This window comes from Mycobacterium sp. E3198, assembly GCF_001667015.1.
Taxonomy (GTDB): Bacteria; Actinomycetota; Actinomycetes; order Mycobacteriales; family Mycobacteriaceae; genus Mycobacterium.
In genome coordinates, this window is record NZ_LZIS01000165.1 from 37,659 (window position 1) to 54,163 (window position 16,505).

General features: G+C 70.1%; 16 protein-coding genes. 10 read left to right on the forward strand and 6 right to left on the reverse strand.

Going from position 1 to position 16,505, the window contains the following annotated elements:
* Positions 1-32 precede the first annotated feature (32 nt).
* From A5673_RS18325 to dxs, 5 genes are all read left to right on the forward strand, one after another.
* The gene (locus tag A5673_RS18325) at positions 33-929 is read left to right on the forward strand and encodes an ABC transporter ATP-binding protein (protein WP_068235360.1); all 897 of its coding nucleotides are present in this window, start codon (positions 33-35) and stop codon (positions 927-929) included.
* Positions 926-1,636, forward strand: coding sequence for an ABC transporter permease (locus A5673_RS18330; RefSeq protein ID WP_068235363.1), 711 nt, complete (start codon positions 926-928; stop codon positions 1,634-1,636). Before A5673_RS18325 ends, A5673_RS18330 begins: the two co-directional genes overlap by 4 nt.
* Positions 1,636-2,376 (forward strand): fluoroquinolone transporter permease, encoded by a 741-nt coding sequence (locus A5673_RS18335; RefSeq protein WP_068235367.1) that lies wholly within the window; start codon positions 1,636-1,638, stop codon positions 2,374-2,376. The genes A5673_RS18330 and A5673_RS18335 overlap by 1 nt, the downstream gene beginning before the upstream one ends.
* Positions 2,377-2,716: 340 nt before the next feature.
* Positions 2,717-4,180, forward strand: a complete 1,464-nt coding sequence (locus A5673_RS18340) for a cation:proton antiporter (protein ID WP_068235420.1) — start codon at positions 2,717-2,719, stop codon at positions 4,178-4,180.
* Positions 4,181-4,228: 48 nt separating this feature from the next.
* The gene (gene dxs / locus A5673_RS18345) at positions 4,229-6,142 is read left to right on the forward strand and encodes a 1-deoxy-D-xylulose-5-phosphate synthase (RefSeq protein ID WP_068235370.1); all 1,914 of its coding nucleotides are present in this window, start codon (positions 4,229-4,231) and stop codon (positions 6,140-6,142) included.
* 162 nt (positions 6,143-6,304) lie between these two features.
* On the opposite strand, the gene A5673_RS18350 is transcribed toward dxs, so the two are convergent.
* The 3 genes from A5673_RS18350 to A5673_RS18360 form a co-directional block, all read right to left on the reverse strand.
* The gene (locus tag A5673_RS18350) at positions 6,305-7,582 is read right to left on the reverse strand and encodes a ribonuclease D (protein WP_068235372.1); all 1,278 of its coding nucleotides are present in this window, start codon (positions 7,580-7,582) and stop codon (positions 6,305-6,307) included.
* 1 nt (position 7,583) lies between these two features.
* Positions 7,584-8,120 (reverse strand): DUF3000 domain-containing protein, encoded by a 537-nt coding sequence (locus tag A5673_RS18355; protein WP_231971130.1) that lies wholly within the window; start codon positions 8,118-8,120, stop codon positions 7,584-7,586.
* Positions 8,121-8,284: 164 nt separating this feature from the next.
* Positions 8,285-9,091 (reverse strand): enoyl-CoA hydratase/isomerase family protein, encoded by an 807-nt coding sequence (locus A5673_RS18360; protein ID WP_068235382.1) that lies wholly within the window; start codon positions 9,089-9,091, stop codon positions 8,285-8,287.
* Positions 9,092-9,155: 64 nt separating this feature from the next.
* On the opposite strand from A5673_RS18360, the gene hemE reads away from it, so the two are divergent.
* The 5 genes from hemE (at position 9,156) to A5673_RS18385 (ending at position 13,990) form a co-directional block, all read left to right on the forward strand.
* Positions 9,156-10,229: a uroporphyrinogen decarboxylase gene (gene hemE, locus A5673_RS18365; protein WP_156748364.1), complete on the forward strand. Its 1,074-nt coding sequence runs from the start codon at positions 9,156-9,158 to the stop codon at positions 10,227-10,229.
* A complete protein-coding gene (locus A5673_RS18370) occupies positions 10,226-11,578 on the forward strand; it encodes a protoporphyrinogen oxidase (RefSeq protein ID WP_068235392.1) in 1,353 nt (450 codons plus the stop codon). The genes hemE and A5673_RS18370 overlap by 4 nt, the downstream gene beginning before the upstream one ends.
* 5 nt (positions 11,579-11,583) lie before the next feature.
* Positions 11,584-12,279 carry a hydrogen peroxide-dependent heme synthase gene (hemQ, locus tag A5673_RS18375; RefSeq protein ID WP_068235397.1) on the forward strand — a complete coding sequence of 232 codons (696 nt, stop codon included), beginning with the start codon at positions 11,584-11,586 and terminating at the stop codon, positions 12,277-12,279.
* Positions 12,280-12,323: 44 nt separating this feature from the next.
* The gene (locus A5673_RS18380) at positions 12,324-13,031 is read left to right on the forward strand and encodes a class I SAM-dependent methyltransferase (protein ID WP_068235424.1); all 708 of its coding nucleotides are present in this window, start codon (positions 12,324-12,326) and stop codon (positions 13,029-13,031) included.
* A gap of 119 nt (positions 13,032-13,150) precedes the next feature.
* Positions 13,151-13,990 carry an endonuclease domain-containing protein gene (locus A5673_RS18385; protein WP_369806498.1) on the forward strand — a complete coding sequence of 280 codons (840 nt, stop codon included), beginning with the start codon at positions 13,151-13,153 and terminating at the stop codon, positions 13,988-13,990.
* Positions 13,991-14,048: 58 nt separating this feature from the next.
* On the opposite strand, the gene msrB is transcribed toward A5673_RS18385, so the two are convergent.
* The 3 genes from msrB to A5673_RS18400 form a co-directional block, all read right to left on the reverse strand.
* Entirely contained in the window at positions 14,049-14,459 is a 411-nt protein-coding gene (msrB, locus tag A5673_RS18390) for a peptide-methionine (R)-S-oxide reductase MsrB (RefSeq protein WP_068235427.1), read from the reverse strand.
* A gap of 10 nt (positions 14,460-14,469) precedes the next feature.
* Positions 14,470-15,753, reverse strand: coding sequence for an arabinofuranan 3-O-arabinosyltransferase (gene aftC / locus A5673_RS18395; RefSeq protein ID WP_068235406.1), 1,284 nt, complete (start codon positions 15,751-15,753; stop codon positions 14,470-14,472).
* 4 nt (positions 15,754-15,757) lie between these two features.
* Positions 15,758-16,505: alpha/beta hydrolase (locus A5673_RS18400; RefSeq protein WP_197518418.1), on the reverse strand; the 748-nt coding region annotated here is incomplete at its 5' end.

Sequence of the window (16,505 nt, forward strand, 5' to 3'; positions counted from 1 at the left end):
AACCTGCACCGCTCACCGGGAGGCATCGCGCCATGCGGCAACTCGCGTCGGCACACACTGGAAACGGCGAGGTGATCGCTGTCCGCGGGCTCGGCTTCACCTATCCGAAGGCATCGAGGGCGGCGGTGCGCGGCATGGACTTCACCGTGGGCCGCGGCGAGATCTTCGGGTTCCTCGGGCCCAGCGGCGCCGGGAAGTCGACCACCCAGAAGCTGCTGATCGGTCTGCTTCGGGGACATCGCGGCGAGGCGGCGGTGTGGGGCCGCGATCCGTCGGACTGGGGACGCGAGTACTACGAGCGCATCGGCGTGTCCTTCGAGCTGCCCAACCACTACCAGAAACTCACCGGGCTGGAAAACCTGCGCTTCTTCGCGTCGCTCTACCGTGGGCCGACGGCCGACGCGGCACAGCTGCTGGGCGCCCTCGGCCTGGCGGATGAGGCTCACACCCGGGTCGGCGACTACTCCAAGGGCATGCAGATGCGGCTGACCTTCGCCCGGTCCCTGATCAACAATCCCGAGCTGTTGTTTCTCGACGAGCCGACGTCGGGCCTGGATCCGGTGAATGCGCGCACGGTCAAGGACATGATCCTGGACCTGAAGGCGCGCGGGCGCACCGTGTTCCTGACGACGCACGACATGGCCACCGCCGACGAGCTGTGCGACCGGGTGGCTTTCGTCGTCGACGGAATGATCGTCGCCCTGGACACGCCGGCCGAACTGAAGATCGCCCGCAGCAAGCGCACCGTCCGCGTCGAATATCGGGGGGAAGGGGGCGGTCTCGAGGCCGCCGAATTCGGCATGGACCACCTCGCCGACGATCCGCGGTTCCACGCCCTGCTGCGCGAGCGGCGCATCGAGACCATCCACAGCGGGGAGGCCACCCTCGACGACGTCTTCGTCGAGATCACCGGCAGGCGACTCCAGTGACCCGGTTTGCCAGTGCCGTCCGACTCGAGCTGATTCTGCAAGTCCGCCAACGGTTCTTGCACGCCGCCGTCTTCTCCGGGCTGATCTGGTTGGCGGTGTTGCTGCCGATGCCGCCCGGTCTGCGCCGAGCCGCGGAGCCCTACGTCCTGTCGGGCGACACCACCATCATCGGGTTCTTCTTCATCGCCGGTACGGTGTTTTTCGAAAAGCAGGAGCGCACGCTGGGCGCCGTCATCGCCACGCCGCTGCGGTTCGCCGAATACCTGGCGGCGAAACTGCTTGTGCTGGTTGCGGTCTCGGTCTCCGTCGCGGTGGCGGTCGCCACGATCGCGCACGGGACCGCCTATCGGCTGGCGCCGATGGTGGGCGGGGTGGTGCTGGGAACCGTGCTGATGCTGCTGGTCGGTTTCAGCACCTCGCTGCCGTTCGCCTCGATCAGCGACTGGTTTCTGGCGTCCACCGTCCCGCTGGCGGTGATGAACCTGCCGATCCTGTATCTGTCCGGCGTGTGGCCGAACCCGGCGCTGTACCTGCTGCCGACCCAGGGGCCGCTGTTGCTGCTGGGCAGCGCCTTCGACCAGGTCAATCTGGCGCCGTGGCAGGTCGGGTACGCGATCGTATATCCGGTGCTGTGCGTGGCGGGACTGTGGTGGACCGCGAAGGTCTTGTTCGGTCGCTATGTCGTCGCTTTGTCCGGTGGCGCGTGATGGTGACGGTACGTGCGTTGGCCGCGTTCGGGCGCAACGATATTCGCGGGACCTATCGCGATCCCTTGCTCGTCATGGTCGTTGTCGCTCCGGTCATCTGGACCACCGGGGTCGCGGTGCTGACGCCGCGCGTGACCGCGCTCCTGGCGCGTCGCAACGGGTTTGACCTGGTTCCGTACTACCCATTGGTCCTCACAGCGTTCTTGCTGCTGACCAGCATCATCATCGTCGGCGCGCTGGCGGCCTTCCTGGTTCTGGACGAGGTCGACGCCGGAACGTTGACCGCGCTGCGGGTCACCCCCGTGCCGCTGTCAGCTTTTTTCGCCTATCGGGCGGCCACGGTGCTGGTCGTGACAACAGTGTATGTGGTCGCGACGATGTCGTTCAGCGGTCTGCTGAAACCCGGCCTGGTCCCGGCGCTGATCCCGATCGGACTGCTCGCCGGGCTGTCGTCGGTGGTGACATTGCTGCTCGTCATCGCGATGGCCAGCAACAAGATTCAGGGCTTGGCCATGGTCCGCGCCCTGGGCATGCTGATCGCCGGCCTGCCCTGCCTGCCATGGTTCGTCCACTCCGCCTGGAACCTCGCCTTCGGTGTTCTACCGCCCTATTGGGCCGCCAAGGCGTTCTGGGCGGCAAGCGATCAGGGCACCTGGTGGCCGTATCTCGTTGCGGGCGTTGTCTACAACATGGCGATCGCCTGGGCACTGTTTCGTCGCTTCCGCGCCAAGCACACGTGAATGCCGTCAGCGCACCACGATGTGAGCAGCCCCCCGGCCCGGCCGGCGTGTCGAAACCGCGGTGGTCGAAGGCGGGGTGCCGCACGTGGTCCACATCGGTGAGGCGCGTCTTTCGCGCGCGGCATCGGCCTTCATCGTGCGCACGGCTGCGCCGTCGAGACCCAACACACCGAATCCGTCGCGCCGCTCACTCGCTAGGTTGATATCCGCGGGAGCGGTTAGACTCCGTCGCGGTGTGCCGGGAAGTCTGGTCGGCGATGTCCTTGATGTCTTTGTCGACCAACCGAAAGGCTCGGGTGCCTACCACCACAGTGCTCAGCCGTACCCGCTCGCGGCGATCATGAACGAAACCCTCGGTTACGCGCTGATCGTCTTGTTTTCCAGCGCGCTCGGTTTGATCGCCGTCCTGGCGAACCGTCTTACCGAGCGGGTCAAGGTCCCGGTGCCCCTGCTCGTGCTCGTCGGAGCCGCCGTGGCGGTGCGTGCGGTGCCGGTGGTGCAGCCGCCGTCCGAGCGGACCGTCGAACGGGTGATCACCATCGCGCTGGTGTTGGTGTTGTTCGACGGCGGCATGCACATCGGGCCGGCGCGCTTCCGCGCGGCGGCCGCCCCGATCCTGTCGCTGGGCGTCGTGGGAACCGCGCTGACCGCCGCCGGCGCGGCACTGATGGTGCACTACGTCTGCGGGATCGACTGGTTTCCGGCGGTGCTCGTGGCCACCGCCGTGGCTCCCACCGATCCGGCCGTGGTTTTCTCGGTCCTGGGCAAACGTGAGATCAGGGGCCGCAGCAGCACCATCCTGGAGGGCGAGTCCGGCGCCAACGATCCGGTCGGCATCTCGTTGATGTCCAGCCTCATCGCGGCCGGAGGTCTCACCGCAGCCGGATTCGCCAGCGTGGGAACCCAATTCGTGCTGCAGATGGCGATCGGCCTGGGCGTCGGGGTGATCGGCGGCCGCGCCCTGCTCGTCTTCATGCGCCGCGTGGCACTACCCAGCGAAGGCCTCTACCCCCTGCGGACGCTGGCGTCCTGTCTGATGCTGTACGGCATCGCCACGCTTGCGCACGGCTCGGGATTTCTGGCGGTGTTCGTCGCCGGCATCGTGATCGGCGACGCCCGCGCGCCCTACAAGCCGGAGATCAAGCGATTCCACGCCGCCCTGGCCGGTCTGGCGGAAATCCTTGCGTTCGCCGTGCTGGGACTCACCGTCGACCTCAATGTGCTCACCCATCCCGACGTGTGGATCCCCGGGGTCGCCCTCGGCGCGGCCCTGACGTTGGTGATTCGTCCGTTGGCGGTGGGCTCCTGCCTGGTTCCCGTTCAACTCCGGCGCAACGAACGCGTCTTCGTCCTCTTCGCCGGGCTCAAGGGCGCGGTGCCGATCCTCCTCGGCGAATTGCTGCGGGCCGCCCACGTCGCCGACGCCGAGCGGCTGTACGGCATCGTGGTCGTCGTCGTCATCTTCTCGGTGCTGGTGCAGGGCAGCTCGGTACCCGGCGTCGCCAGACTGCTGCAGCTGCCGATGCGCACCGTCGAGACCCGGCCATGGGAAATCGGCGTCCGGCTCGCGGACGAACCGGAGGGTGTCCATCGCTTCAGCGTCGCGCGCGGGTCTGCCGCCGAGGGGTGCACCGTCGAGGGGCTCAGTGACCGTGTCGGTGACATCTGGGTGAGCATCGTGGTCCGGACCACGGGCCTGGTGTCCGTGCGTGGCGACACCGAACTTCAGGCCCGCGACGAGGTCGTCGTGCTGGCCGATCCCGAGCTGCACGACACCCTGGCCGAACTCTTCGGCCAGCCGTAGACCAGCCGCTTCCCTGGTGCGCCCGCGGCCGCTGCGTAGACTAACGGGATGCTGGAACAGATCCGCGGGCCCGCTGATCTGCAGTACCTCTCCCAACAGCAGCTCCGCGATCTGGCGGCCGAGATTCGCGAGTTCCTGATCCACAAGGTTGCTGCCACCGGGGGGCACCTGGGGCCCAACCTGGGCGTCGTCGAACTGACGCTCGCGCTGCACCGCGTGTTCGATTCGCCGCACGACCCGATCATCTTCGACACCGGGCATCAGGCCTACGTCCACAAGATGCTGACGGGCCGCTCCCATGACTTCGAGAGCCTGCGCAAAAAGGGCGGCCTGTCGGGGTATCCGTCGCGCGCGGAGAGCGAACACGACTGGGTCGAGTCCAGCCACGCCAGCGCGGCGCTGTCGTACGCCGACGGCCTGGCCAAGGCGTTCGAGCTGAGCGGGCACCGCAACCGGCACGTGGTCGCCGTCGTCGGCGACGGCGCGCTCACCGGCGGCATGTGCTGGGAGGCGCTGAACAACATCGCCGCCTCGCGCCGGCCGGTGATCATCGTCGTCAACGACAACGGCCGCAGCTACGCGCCCACCATCGGCGGGGTCGCCGACCACCTGGCCACGCTGCGGCTGCAGCCGGCCTACGAGCACATGCTGGAACGGGGCCGCGACGCGGTGCGCTCGCTGCCCCTGGTCGGCCAGCTCGCCTACCGGTTCATGCACAGCGTCAAGGCCGGTATCAAGGACTCGCTCTCGCCGCAGCTGTTGTTCACCGACCTCGGCCTGAAGTACGTGGGCCCGGTCGACGGCCACGACGAGCGCGCGGTCGAGGCCGCGCTGCGCCACGCCCGCGGCTTCGGGCGCCCGGTGATCGTGCACGTCGTCACCCGCAAGGGCATGGGCTACGCGCCGGCCGAGGACGACGAGGCCGAGCAGATGCATTCCTGCGGCGTCATCGACCCGGCCACCGGCCTGGCCACCAAGATCCCCGGCCCCGGCTGGACGGCGACCTTCTCCGACGCGCTCATCGCCTACGCGCGCAAGCGCCGCGACATCGTGGCGATCACCGCCGCCATGCCCGGCCCCACCGGGCTGACCGCGTTCGGGCAACAGTTCCCGGACCGCCTGTTCGACGTCGGCATCGCCGAGCAACACGCGATGACGTCGGCGGCCGGGCTGGCGATGGGTGGCATGCATCCGGTGGTGGCGATCTATTCGACGTTCCTCAACCGGGCCTTCGACCAGATCATGATGGACGTGGCGCTGCACCGCTTGCCCGTCACCATGGTGCTGGACCGGGCCGGGGTCACCGGTTCCGACGGGGCCAGCCACAACGGGATGTGGGACCTGTCGATGCTGAACATCGTGCCCGGGATCCGGGTGGCCGCGCCCCGCGACGCGGCCCGGCTGCGCGAGGAGCTCGGCGAGGCGCTCGACATCGACGACGGCCCGACGGCGATCCGGTTCCCCAAAGGCGATGTGGGCGAGGACATTCCGGCCCTCGAGCGGCGCGGGGATGTCGACGTGCTGGCGGTGCCCGCCGACGGGCTGAACCACGACGTGTTGCTGGTCGCGGTCGGCGCGTTCGCGCCGATGGCCCTCGCGGTGGCCAAGCGGCTGCACAACCAGGGCATCGGGGTGACGGTGATCGACCCCCGCTGGGTGTTGCCGGTGGCCGACGGCGTGCTCGACATGGCCGCGCAGCACAAGCTGGTCGTCACGCTCGAGGACAACGGCGTCAACGGCGGGGTGGGCTCGGCGGTGTCGGCGGCGCTGCGGCGCGCGGAGATCGACACGCCGTGCCGCGACGTCGGGCTGCCGCAGCGGTTCTACGACCACGCGTCACGCGGTGAGGTGCTCGCCGATCTGGGCCTGACCGACCAGGACGTGGCCCGCCGTGTCACCGGCTGGGTCGCGGCGCTGGGCTCGCCGGTTCCCGAGCCCGAAGTCCGGGAGCCCCTCGACTAGTTGCCGGCTTCCGGCGTCCGCCGGCGGCTGCAGGTCTTTGGATGTGAATTCTGGGTTTTGGGTGTGAGCTGGTGGCGGGATCCGGGCGACTTTCCCGCCCAGGATGCACACCCAAAGCCGAGGATTCACGCTGAACGCCCACGGCCCCGAGCGGCGGGCCTGCTAGTCGCCGGTTTCGGCGTCCTCCGGCGGCTGCAACGCCCGGGCCAGCACCGGGTCCACCAGCTGTCGCTGCCACGCCCGCGCCTGCCCGGCGCGCAGGAAGTCGTCGACAGCCGCGTCGGGGTCCGGCACGGCCTCCCAGTCCCAGCACAGCCGTCGCACCAGGTCGGGCGAGACCAGGTTCTCCGTCGGGACTTTCACCCGCTCCGACACTTCGCCCAGCGCCGAGCGGGCCGCCTCCAGCCGCGCCGCGGCCTCCGGTTTGCGCCTGCTCCACCGCGCCGGCGGCGGCGGCCCGTTGGGCGGCTCGGCGTCCTCCGGCGGGTCCTGGCTTTGCCGGGCCGCTTCCAGCGCCCCCAGCCACACCGCGGCGCTGCGGCGCTGGTTGCGCCCGCCGAACACCGGCAGCTTGACCAGCTCCTCGACAGTCTTCGGGTCGGCCAGGGCGGCGTCGATGATCGCCGAATCCGGCAGGACGCGCCGCGGCGCGATGTCGCGGCGCTGCGCGATGCGGTCGCGCGCCGACCACAGCTCGCGCACCGCGGCCAAGCCGCGCCGGTCGCGCACCCGATGGATCCCCGACGTGCGGCGCCAGCGGTCCCGCCGCGCGGCCGGGGGCAGCTCCCGCGCGCCCGCGGTGCGCAGGTAGTCGAATTCCTCTGCGGCCCAACCGGTTTTGCCCTGGCCGGCCAGCACCTCGGAGATCGCCGCGCGCAGCTCGATCAGCAATTCCACGTCCAGGGCGGCGTAGTTGAGCCACTCGGCGGGCAGCGGGCGTTTGGACCAGTCGGCCGCGCCGTGGCCCTTGGTCAACCCGAACCCCAGCAGCCGCTCGACCATGGTGGCCAGGTTCACCCGGTCGAACCCGGCCAGCCGCCCGGCGAGCTCGGTGTCGTACAGGGCGGGTGGCCGCATGCCGACCTCGGCCAGGCACGGCAGGTCTTGATCGGCCGAGTGCAGGATCCACTCGTCGGAGCCCAGCACCTCGGCGACCGGCCGCAGCGCCGTCAGGGGGTCGGCGCCGTGGCTGACCGGGTCGATGAGCACCGTGCCCGCCCCCGCCCGCCGGATCTGAATCAGGTAGGCCCGGTTGGAGTAGCGAAAACCCGACGCCCGCTCGGCGTCCACGGCGAAGGGTCCGCGCCCGCGGTCCAGGAGTCGCGCGGCCGCCTCGATCTCCCGCACGCTCACGGCGAGGTCCGGGACTCCGTCGGCCGGCTGGGGGAGCGGGGTGGCTTCGGGTGGCGTGCCGGGCTCGGGGGTCGCCGGTTCGCCCATCTCAGGCGCGTGACCGGGAGCTCAGGTCGGTGACCCCGGTCGGCGGGAGGCCCGCGGCGTGCTCCAGCACCTCGCAGAACGCCTCGACGTGCGCGCCGACGTCGGGGGTGGTCGCCGTCCAGGACGCCCGCAGCTCCAGCTGGTGGGCGCGGGGCGGCCCGGAGATGTCGCCGTAGCGCACCGACGTGGTGGCGGTGACGGTGCCGCCCAGCGCGGTGGTGTGCTCGAGGCGCGATTCCAGCGCGTCGACCAGCCAGCTCCACGCCACCTCCGGCAGCAGGGGGTCGACGGCCTCGGTGGGGTCGAGGTCGGCCTGGATGTAGGCGACCAGGCGGATGGTGCCGTCCCAGGCGTCGGCGCCGTCGGGGTCGTACAGGAGGATCAGCCGGCCGAACGCGTCGCCCTCCGAGCGCTCCGGGACGATCTCGAGGTCCGGGTGTTTGACCTCGGCCCCGAGCGCGTAGCTGAAGGGCGCCAGGCGCTGCGGCGGACGGATCGGGCCCAGCTCGATCTCCGGCCGCACGGTGACGGCGTTCATCGCCGCTACCGCCTCGCGGAAGGGTGCCGGCTCTGCTGACGTCACAGCGTTCGACGCTAGACCCATCACCCGACACGCCGAAACAGGCGCGCCGAGTTTCGCGGCCGTCGCGACCAAGCCGTTACCAGCGCCGATCGGGGCCTCGGGAAGGGCGTATTGGCTGCTCAGGGGGCGGTTCCCCCGTCGAATCGGGCGGGGCGCTTCTCCCGGTGCGCGGCCAGGCCTTCCCGGACGTCGGGCCCGCCGAAGCTCAGGAATTCCAGGCCGAGCGACGTTTCGAAGGTGGGGCCGAACATCCGGTACCAGTAGTTGAGGCTGTGCTTGGTCCAGCGGATGGCGTTCTGCGCGCCCTGCGCCAGGTTCTCGGCGATGCGGGTGGCCGTCTCCAGCACATCGTCGTCGTCGACGCAGGTGGAAACCAGGCCGATGCGTTCGGCCTCCTCGCCCAGCAGGGTTTCGCAGGTGAGCAGGTAGTACTTGGCCTTGGCCATGCCGACCAGCAGCGGCCAGCAGATCGCGGCGTGGTCACCCGCGGCCACCCCGAGCTTGGTGTGACCGTCGATGAACCGCGCGGTGCGCCCCGCGACCGAGATGTCGGCGAGCAGCGCCACCACCAGGCCGGCGCCGACCGCGGGACCCCGGATCGCCGAGACCACGGGCTTGTCGAAGTTGACCATGTTGAGTACCAGGTCGCGGGCCTCGCGCATGATGCGGATCCGGCCCTCGAAGTCGCCGATGGTTTCGTCGATCAACTCGAAGCTGCCGCCGGAGGAAAAGGCCTTGCCTTCGCCGCGGACCAGGACGACGCGCACGGCGGGGTCGCGATCGAGCACCGGCCAGACGTCGGCGAGGTCGCGGTGCATCTGCGGCCCGACCGAGTTCAGCCCGGGGGAGTCGAGGACCAAGGTCAGCACGCCGTTGTCGGCGGGTTCGAAGCGAAGGCTGGGAAACTCGTCGTAGCTGATCGGCACGGGGTCGATGTTACGCAAGCGCCGATCGGCGCTCGTGGCAGCATTGAGGCTGATGAACACCCCTGTGCGCGCCCGCCGTGACCTGCCCGAGTCGCCGTATCTGGCCGCCGTCGGCGGGCGCAAGCCCGGCCGCGTGCCGGTGTGGTTCATGCGACAGGCCGGGCGCTCGCTGCCCGAGTACCGGGCGCTGCGCGAGCGGCACAGCATGCTGGCGGCCTGCTTCGAGCCCGAGGTGGCCTGCGAGATCACGCTGCAGCCGGTGCGCCGGCACGGCGTCGACGCGGCGATCCTGTTCTCCGACATCGTGGTGCCGCTGCGCGCCGCGGGCATCGAACTGGACATCGTCGCCGACGTCGGGCCGGTCATCGCGCACCCGGTGCGCACCGACGCCGACATCGATGCGATGAAACCCCTTGAGCCGCAGGCGATTGCACCAATCAGCCGGGCGGTTTCGCTGCTCGTGGACGCGCTGGGCGACGTCCCTCTGATCGGTTTCGCCGGTGCGCCGTTCACCCTGGCGTCCTACCTCGTCGAGGGCGGCCCCAGCCGCAACCACGCCCGCACCAAGGCAATGATGCTCGCCGAGCCGCACAGCTGGCATGCGCTGATGGACAAGCTGACCGACCTCACCGTCGCGTTCCTGCAGGGGCAGATCGAGGCCGGGGTGGACGCGATCCAGGTCTTCGACTCGTGGGCGGGCACGCTGTCGCTGGCCGACTACCGCCACTACGTGCTGCCGCACAGCTCGCGGGTGTTCGCCACGCTGTCCGACTACGGCGTGCCCATGACGCACTTCGGGGTGGGGACGGCCGAGCTGCTGGGCGCGATGTCGTCGGCGCTGAAGTGCGGCATGAAGCCGCGCCAGGCCACCGCCGTCGGGGTGGACTGGCGCACCTCGCTGGCCGACGCCGCCGCCCGGGTCGAGCCCGGCACCGCGCTGCAGGGCAACCTCGACCCGGTGGTGCTGCTGGCGGGCTGGCCGGTGGTCGAACACGCCGCGCGGGCCGTCATCGACGACGGGCGCCGGGCGGTCGACGCCGGCGCGACCGGCCACGTGTTCAACCTGGGCCACGGGGTGCTGCCCGAGACCGACCCCGGCGTCCTGACCGACCTGGTCGCGCTGGTCCACTCGCTATGACCCGCTCCTATTGCGTTGTGGGCGGCGGCATCTCGGGGCTCACGGCGGCATACCGGCTGCGCGCGGCCGCCGGTGACGACGCGACGATCACTCTCTTCGAGCCCGCCGACCGGCTCGGCGGCATCCTGCGCACCGAGCGGGTCGGCGGGCAGGCGCTGGACGTGGGCGCCGAGGCGTTCGTGCTGCGCCGGCCCGAGATGCCGGCGCTGCTGGCCGAGCTGGGCCTGGCGGATCGGCAACTGGCCACCACCGGCGCCCGGCCGCTGATCTACAGCCAGCGGCGGTTGCACCCGCTGCCCACCGGAACCGTCGTCGGGATCCCGGCGTCGTCCGCGGCGGTGGCCGGATTGGTCGACGCGGCGACGCTGGCGCGCATCGACGCCGAACCCGGGCGCCCGCTCGACTGGCGGCCCGGCGGCGATCCCGCCGTCGCGGAGCTGGTCGGCGACCGGTTCGGCCCGCAGGTGGTGGCCCGGTCGGTGGACCCGCTGCTGAGCGGGGTGTACGCGGGCTCCGCGGCGACGATCGGCCTGCGCGCGGCGGCCCCCGGCGTCGCGGCGGCCCTCGACCGCGGCGCCGCCAGCCTGACCGAGGCCGTCGCCGACGGGCTGCCCCCGGTCACCGGCGCGCCGGTGTTCGGGGCGATCGACGGCGGCTACCAGGTGCTGGTCGACGAGCTCGTCGCGTGCGGCCGGCCGAACTGGGTGCGCGCCGCGGTGCAACGGCTCGAACCCGCCGAGCCCGGCTGGGCGCTGCTCGACGACGCCGGCGCCCGCTGGCACGCCGATGCGGTGGTGTTGGCCGTTCCCGCCCCGCGGCTGGCGGCGCTGGTCGCCGGCGTGGCGCCGCGCACCTGCGCCGCCGCGCGCCGCATCCAGAGCGCGTCGTCGGCGGTGGTGGCGCTCGCGGTGCCCGCCGGCACCGAGTTCCCGCAGAGCTCGGGTGTGCTGGTGGCCAGCGGGGAACCGTTGCGCGCCAAGGCGATCACGCTGTCGTCGCGCAAATGGGGCGCGCGCGGCGACACCCAGCTGCTGCGGCTGTCGTTCGGGCGCTTCGGCGACGACGTGGCCGCCGCCACCCCCGACGACGAACTGCTGGGCTGGGCGCTCAGCGACCTGGTCGACGTGTTCGGGCTGACCGTCGACCTTGTCGACGCACGGGTCCAGCGCTGGATCGACGCGATGCCGCAGTACGGTCCCGGCCACGCCGGCGTGGTCGCCGAACTGCGGGCCGGGCTGCCGCCGGGGCTCGCGGTGGCCGGCAGCTACCTCGACGGGATCGGCGTCCCGGCGTGCGTCGGGGCGGCCACCCGGGCGGCCGAGGCACTGCAGGCGGAAGTGGCACGATAGGAGCCATGGCCAAACTCGATTTCGACGCCCTGAACTCGCAGTTGCGCTACCTGATGTTCTCGGTGTTCTCCGTGCGGCCCGGCGAACTCGGTGATCAGCGCGATGCCGTGATCGACGATGCCGCGAGGTTTTTCAAGGAGCAGGAGGCGCGCGGCGTCGTGGTGCGCGGCCTCTACGACGTGGCGGGGCTGCGCGCCGACGCCGACTTCATGATCTGGACCCACGCCGAACGCATCGAATTGCTGCAGGCGACCTACGCCGACTTCCGGCGCACCACCGCCCTGGGTCGGGCCAGCGCGCCGGTGTGGAGCAGCGTCGCGCTGCACCGGCCCGCCGAGTTCAACAAGAGCCACATCCCGGCGTTTCTGGCCGGCGAGGAGCCCGGCAACTACATCTGCGTGTATCCCTTTGTGCGGTCTTACGAGTGGTATCTGCTGCCCGACGAGGAACGCCGCCGCATGCTCGCCGAGCACGGCATGGCCGCGCGCGAATACAAGGACGTCCGCGCCAACACCGTCCCGGCGTTCGCGCTGGGCGATTACGAATGGATCCTGGCCTTCGAGGCCCCCGAGCTGGACCGCATCGTCGACCTGATGCGCGAGCTGCGCGCCACCGACGCGCGCCGGCACACCCGGGCCGAGACGCCGTTCTTCACCGGGCCGCGGGTGCCCGTCGAGCAGTTGGTGGCGGCGCTGCCGTGACGACAGCACCGTTCGACCCGACCGATCCGGCCCGCTTCGAGGAGATGTACCGCGACGACCGGACGTCGCACGGCCTGCCCGCCGCCACGCCGTGGGACATCGGCGGTCCGCAGCCGGTGGTGCAGCGGCTGGTCGCGCTGGGCGCCATCAAGGGCGAGGTGCTCGACCCGGGCACCGGCCCCGGCCACCACGCCATCTATTACGCCTCGAAGGGCTACTCGGCGACCGGCATCGACGGGTCGGCGGCTGCCGTGGAGCGGGCCCGGGAAAATGCCCAAAAGGCCGGTGTGTCAGTGAATTTCGAGCTGGCCGACGCCGCCAAGCTGGAGGGCTACGACAACCGGTTCGACACCGTCGTCGATTGCGCCTTCTACCACACCTTCAGCACCGACCAGGACATGCAGCACGCGTACGTGGAGGCGCTGCGCCGGGCGACCAAGCCCGGGGCGCGGCTGTACATGTTCGAATTCGGCGAGCACGACGTCAACGGCTTCAAGATGATGCGGTCGTTGTCCGAGGACGACTTTCGTGACGTGCTGCCCGGCGCCGGGTGGGAGATCACCTACCTCGGCCCGACGACCTACCTGGTCAACATGAGCACCCAGACGATCGAGTTGATGGCCGCGCGCAACCCCGACATGGCCGATCAGGTGCAGGCGCTCCTGGACCGATTTCGGGCGATGGAGCCGTGGCTGGAGGGCGGTCGGGTGCACGCCCCGTTCTGGGAGGTGCACGCCACCCGGGCGGACTAGCGCCACCCGGGCTCGTCGCGACACATAACCAGTTGCGACGACACGCCGAGATGTGTCGCATTGGTTTATATCTGGGGATCCCGTCGCTCGGCATTGACATCTCACCGTTTGTGGGCGAGGTGTTTATCGGCAGCGAAGCCGTGAGGCATGGGCGGCTAAGTCCTCACCAATTGCGCACCAGGTTTCGGGCGATCTACCCCGACGTGTACCTGCCGGTACACGCCGCGCCGTCGCTGCGGACGCGTTCGGTTGCGGCGTGGCTGTGGTCGGGCCGACGCGGCGTCGTTGCCGGCCTCGCCGCGGCGGCGCTGCACGGCGCGCGCTGGATCGACGACGACGTGCCCGTCGAGTTGATCTGGCGCAACCAGCACGCTCCGATCGGCGTGATCACCCGTAATCGGCGGATTCAGCCGGACGAGATCACCCGCGTCGCGGGTCTGCCGGTGACCACTCTCGCGCGCACGGCGTACGACCTGGCGACGCGGCTGCCCACCGGCGAGGCGGTGGCGCGGCTCGACGCCCTGATGCGGGCGACGCCATTTTGCGTCGAGGAGGTGTTGCTGTTGGCCAAGCGGTACCCCCGTGCGCGCGGCCTGCGACGGCTCCGCACGGCGCTTCCGCTCGTCGATGCGGGCGCCGCATCTCCGAAGGAGACGTGGCTACGACTCTTGCTGATCGCTGCCGGACTGCCGGCTCCCGAGACACAGATACCGGTGAATGAGAACTGGCGAACCGTCGGCGTGCTCGATATGGGCTGGGAGAGCTACAAAGTCGCCGCCGAGTACGACGGCGACCAGCACCGCAGCGACCGCCGGCAATACGCCCATGACCAGTGGCGGATGCGCAAGCTGGAAACACTGGGCTGGATCGTCGTGCGGGTGATCGCCGAGGACAAGCCGGGGGAGGTCGTGCGACGCGTGCGCGACGCACTCGTGGGCCGCGGATGCCGCGAGATATAAGCGGTTGCGACGCGCGTCGGCGTGTCGTCGCAACTGGTTATGTGTCGCGGAAAATGGGCTACGAGCCGCTCGGCACGAGCCGCAACGAGATCGAGTTGATGCAGTAGCGCTGGTCGGTCGGGGTGGGGTACCCCTCGCCGGCGAACACGTGGCCCAGGTGGCTGTGGCAGTTCGCGCACAGCACCTCGGTGCGGGTCGTCCCCATCGAGTGGTCGGGGCGCAGAATCACCGCGTCGGAGTTCGCCGGGTCGAAGAACGACGGCCAGCCACAGTGCGACTCGAATTTCTCTGTGCTGCGGAACAATTCGGCCCCGCAGGCCCGGCACTGGTACACGCCCTCGGTCTTGGTGTCGGTGTACTCGCCGGTGAACGGCCGCTCGGTGCCGGCGCGGCGCAGCACCTCGAACTCCTGCGGGTTGAGCTTTCGGCGCCACTCGTCGTCGGACAATTGCACCTTCGGACTGGTCATGTGTTCCACGCTAGCGCTTAGCCGGCAGCCACGCCGGATCGATGCCCTCGTCCAGCCGGTCCTCGGCCTTGGCGTCCAGATAGCGGAAGCACAGGACGACGAACACCACGATCAGCAGCAGCGACCAGCCGTAGGTGATCTTCAGGTAGTGCAGGGCGCGGCCATATCTCATGTATCGGTAGATCAGCCAGTCGTCCAGCGTCAGGAATCCGTAGACCCCCAGCCACGCCGGCCAGTTGCGGATCAGCGAGTTCCGCAGCACGACGGTCATCAGGAACGGGAACAGCATCATCGAGTAGTAGCCCTGGGCCAGCGGCAGCGCCAGCCACGACCACAGCAGCAGCACGCCCGTCGAGTTGGTGAACCAGAACAGCGGATCGCGGGTGCGGTAGTAGCGGTACAGCAGCCACAACGCGGCGATCGCCAGCACGGTGAAGAGGATCCGCAGGAACACGATCAGCCAGGTGGGCAGCCCGAAGTACACGCCGTTGCCCTCGATCGAGCTGTTGAAGTAGTCGCGGACGCCCCCGATGTAGGGCAGCGTGCGGGTGACGAAGTCCATCGGGTCGCTGACCAACGGCCACGCGGCGGCGTTGATGACGATCGGGACGACGAACGCGGGCACCAGGGCCCGCCACTGGCGGTTGAGCAGCGGCAGCAACAGCAGCGGCCCGAGCACCGGTTTGAGCGTCAGCGTGAGCCCGATGACGAGGCCGGCCCACCATTGATGACCGACTTTCCCGTCGAGCAGCCAGCGCAAGAACAGCACCTCGGCCAGCAGCACGCAGCCGTTGATGTTGGTGAAGACCAGCGTGCTGGTGACGCTTTCGGTGCAGAACATGGCCAGCAGCAGCGCGGGGGCGGCCACCGAGGACAGCGTGTAGTTGAACAGCCGCAGCAACAGGTACCAGGCGATCAGGATGGCCACGGTGTTGATCAAAATGAACAGGTAGCGCGACGGCGTGAAGGACAGATAGCCGAACGGCGCCATCAGCAGCGTGCCGCCGGGCGGGTACAGGTAGTGCGGGTCGACGTAGTCGAAGTGCTCGTTGTAGATGTCCCAGCCGTGCCGGAAGTTCAGCACCGCGCGGTACACCGGCTTGAAGTCGTCGGTGATGTTGCCGTTGAGAGTGAGCACGATGCTGCGGTGCAGCACCGACATGATGGCCACCGGCCAGAGCACCGATCGCAGTATCGTCGCGGCACCCGGGGCGGCGGTGCGGGGACGAAAGGCGGCCAGTATCCCGTCGCGCAGGCCGGTTCGGGTCGAGTCAGCTGCGGTCACGAACCGCAAAGTATCAGGCGGGACAGTAGGTGTCGGTCCCGGGCAGCTTGCCGCCGCCCAGGTAGCCGATCAGCGGCGGGAGGGCACAGGGCGAATAGATGCTGGCGCCGTGACCGATGCCCTGCCACATCACCCGCTTGCTGGCCGCGTTGGCGTTGATGATGGTGGCCGCCGTCTGGGCCACCCCCTCGGTGCCGACGATCGGGTCGTTCTGCACGCCCGCCAACAGGACGTCGACCTTGAGGTTCTTCGGCGGGGCCGGCGGCGGAATCGTGGGCCAGTGCACGCATTTGACCAAGTTCAGCGCGGCGACGGTGCCGAACTGGGGATAGAGCTTGGCCCAGGCCACGACGAGCTCGCGCACCCGGTCGGGGGTGGGGCGGTTGATGGCGTCGCTGCAGGAGCTGACGAACTGGCCGTCCGAGTCGGTGACGGCGTACGCGTGGTTGATCAGGTTGTTCAGCTGGTTGGCGTCGCCGGAGCGGGCGGCGGCCAGCGCGTTGGCCAGGCTGGTGGTGGCGCCGACGCGGCCGCCGGACGGGAAGCCCAACGCGACCGTGATGGCGTTGGCGATCGCGGCCACCGGCGCGCCGCCGGGTCCCTTGCCGCCGCGCGCGTCGGCCAGCAGCGCGCTCACGGCGCCCTTCGGGTCGGGGCCCAGCGCGCAGTTGACGGCGACGCACTGCGCGGCGAAGGCGTCGAGCGCGGCCTGCTGGCCCTTGACCTGTTGCTCGGCGGCCGCCTCGGCGTTGACGCCCAGG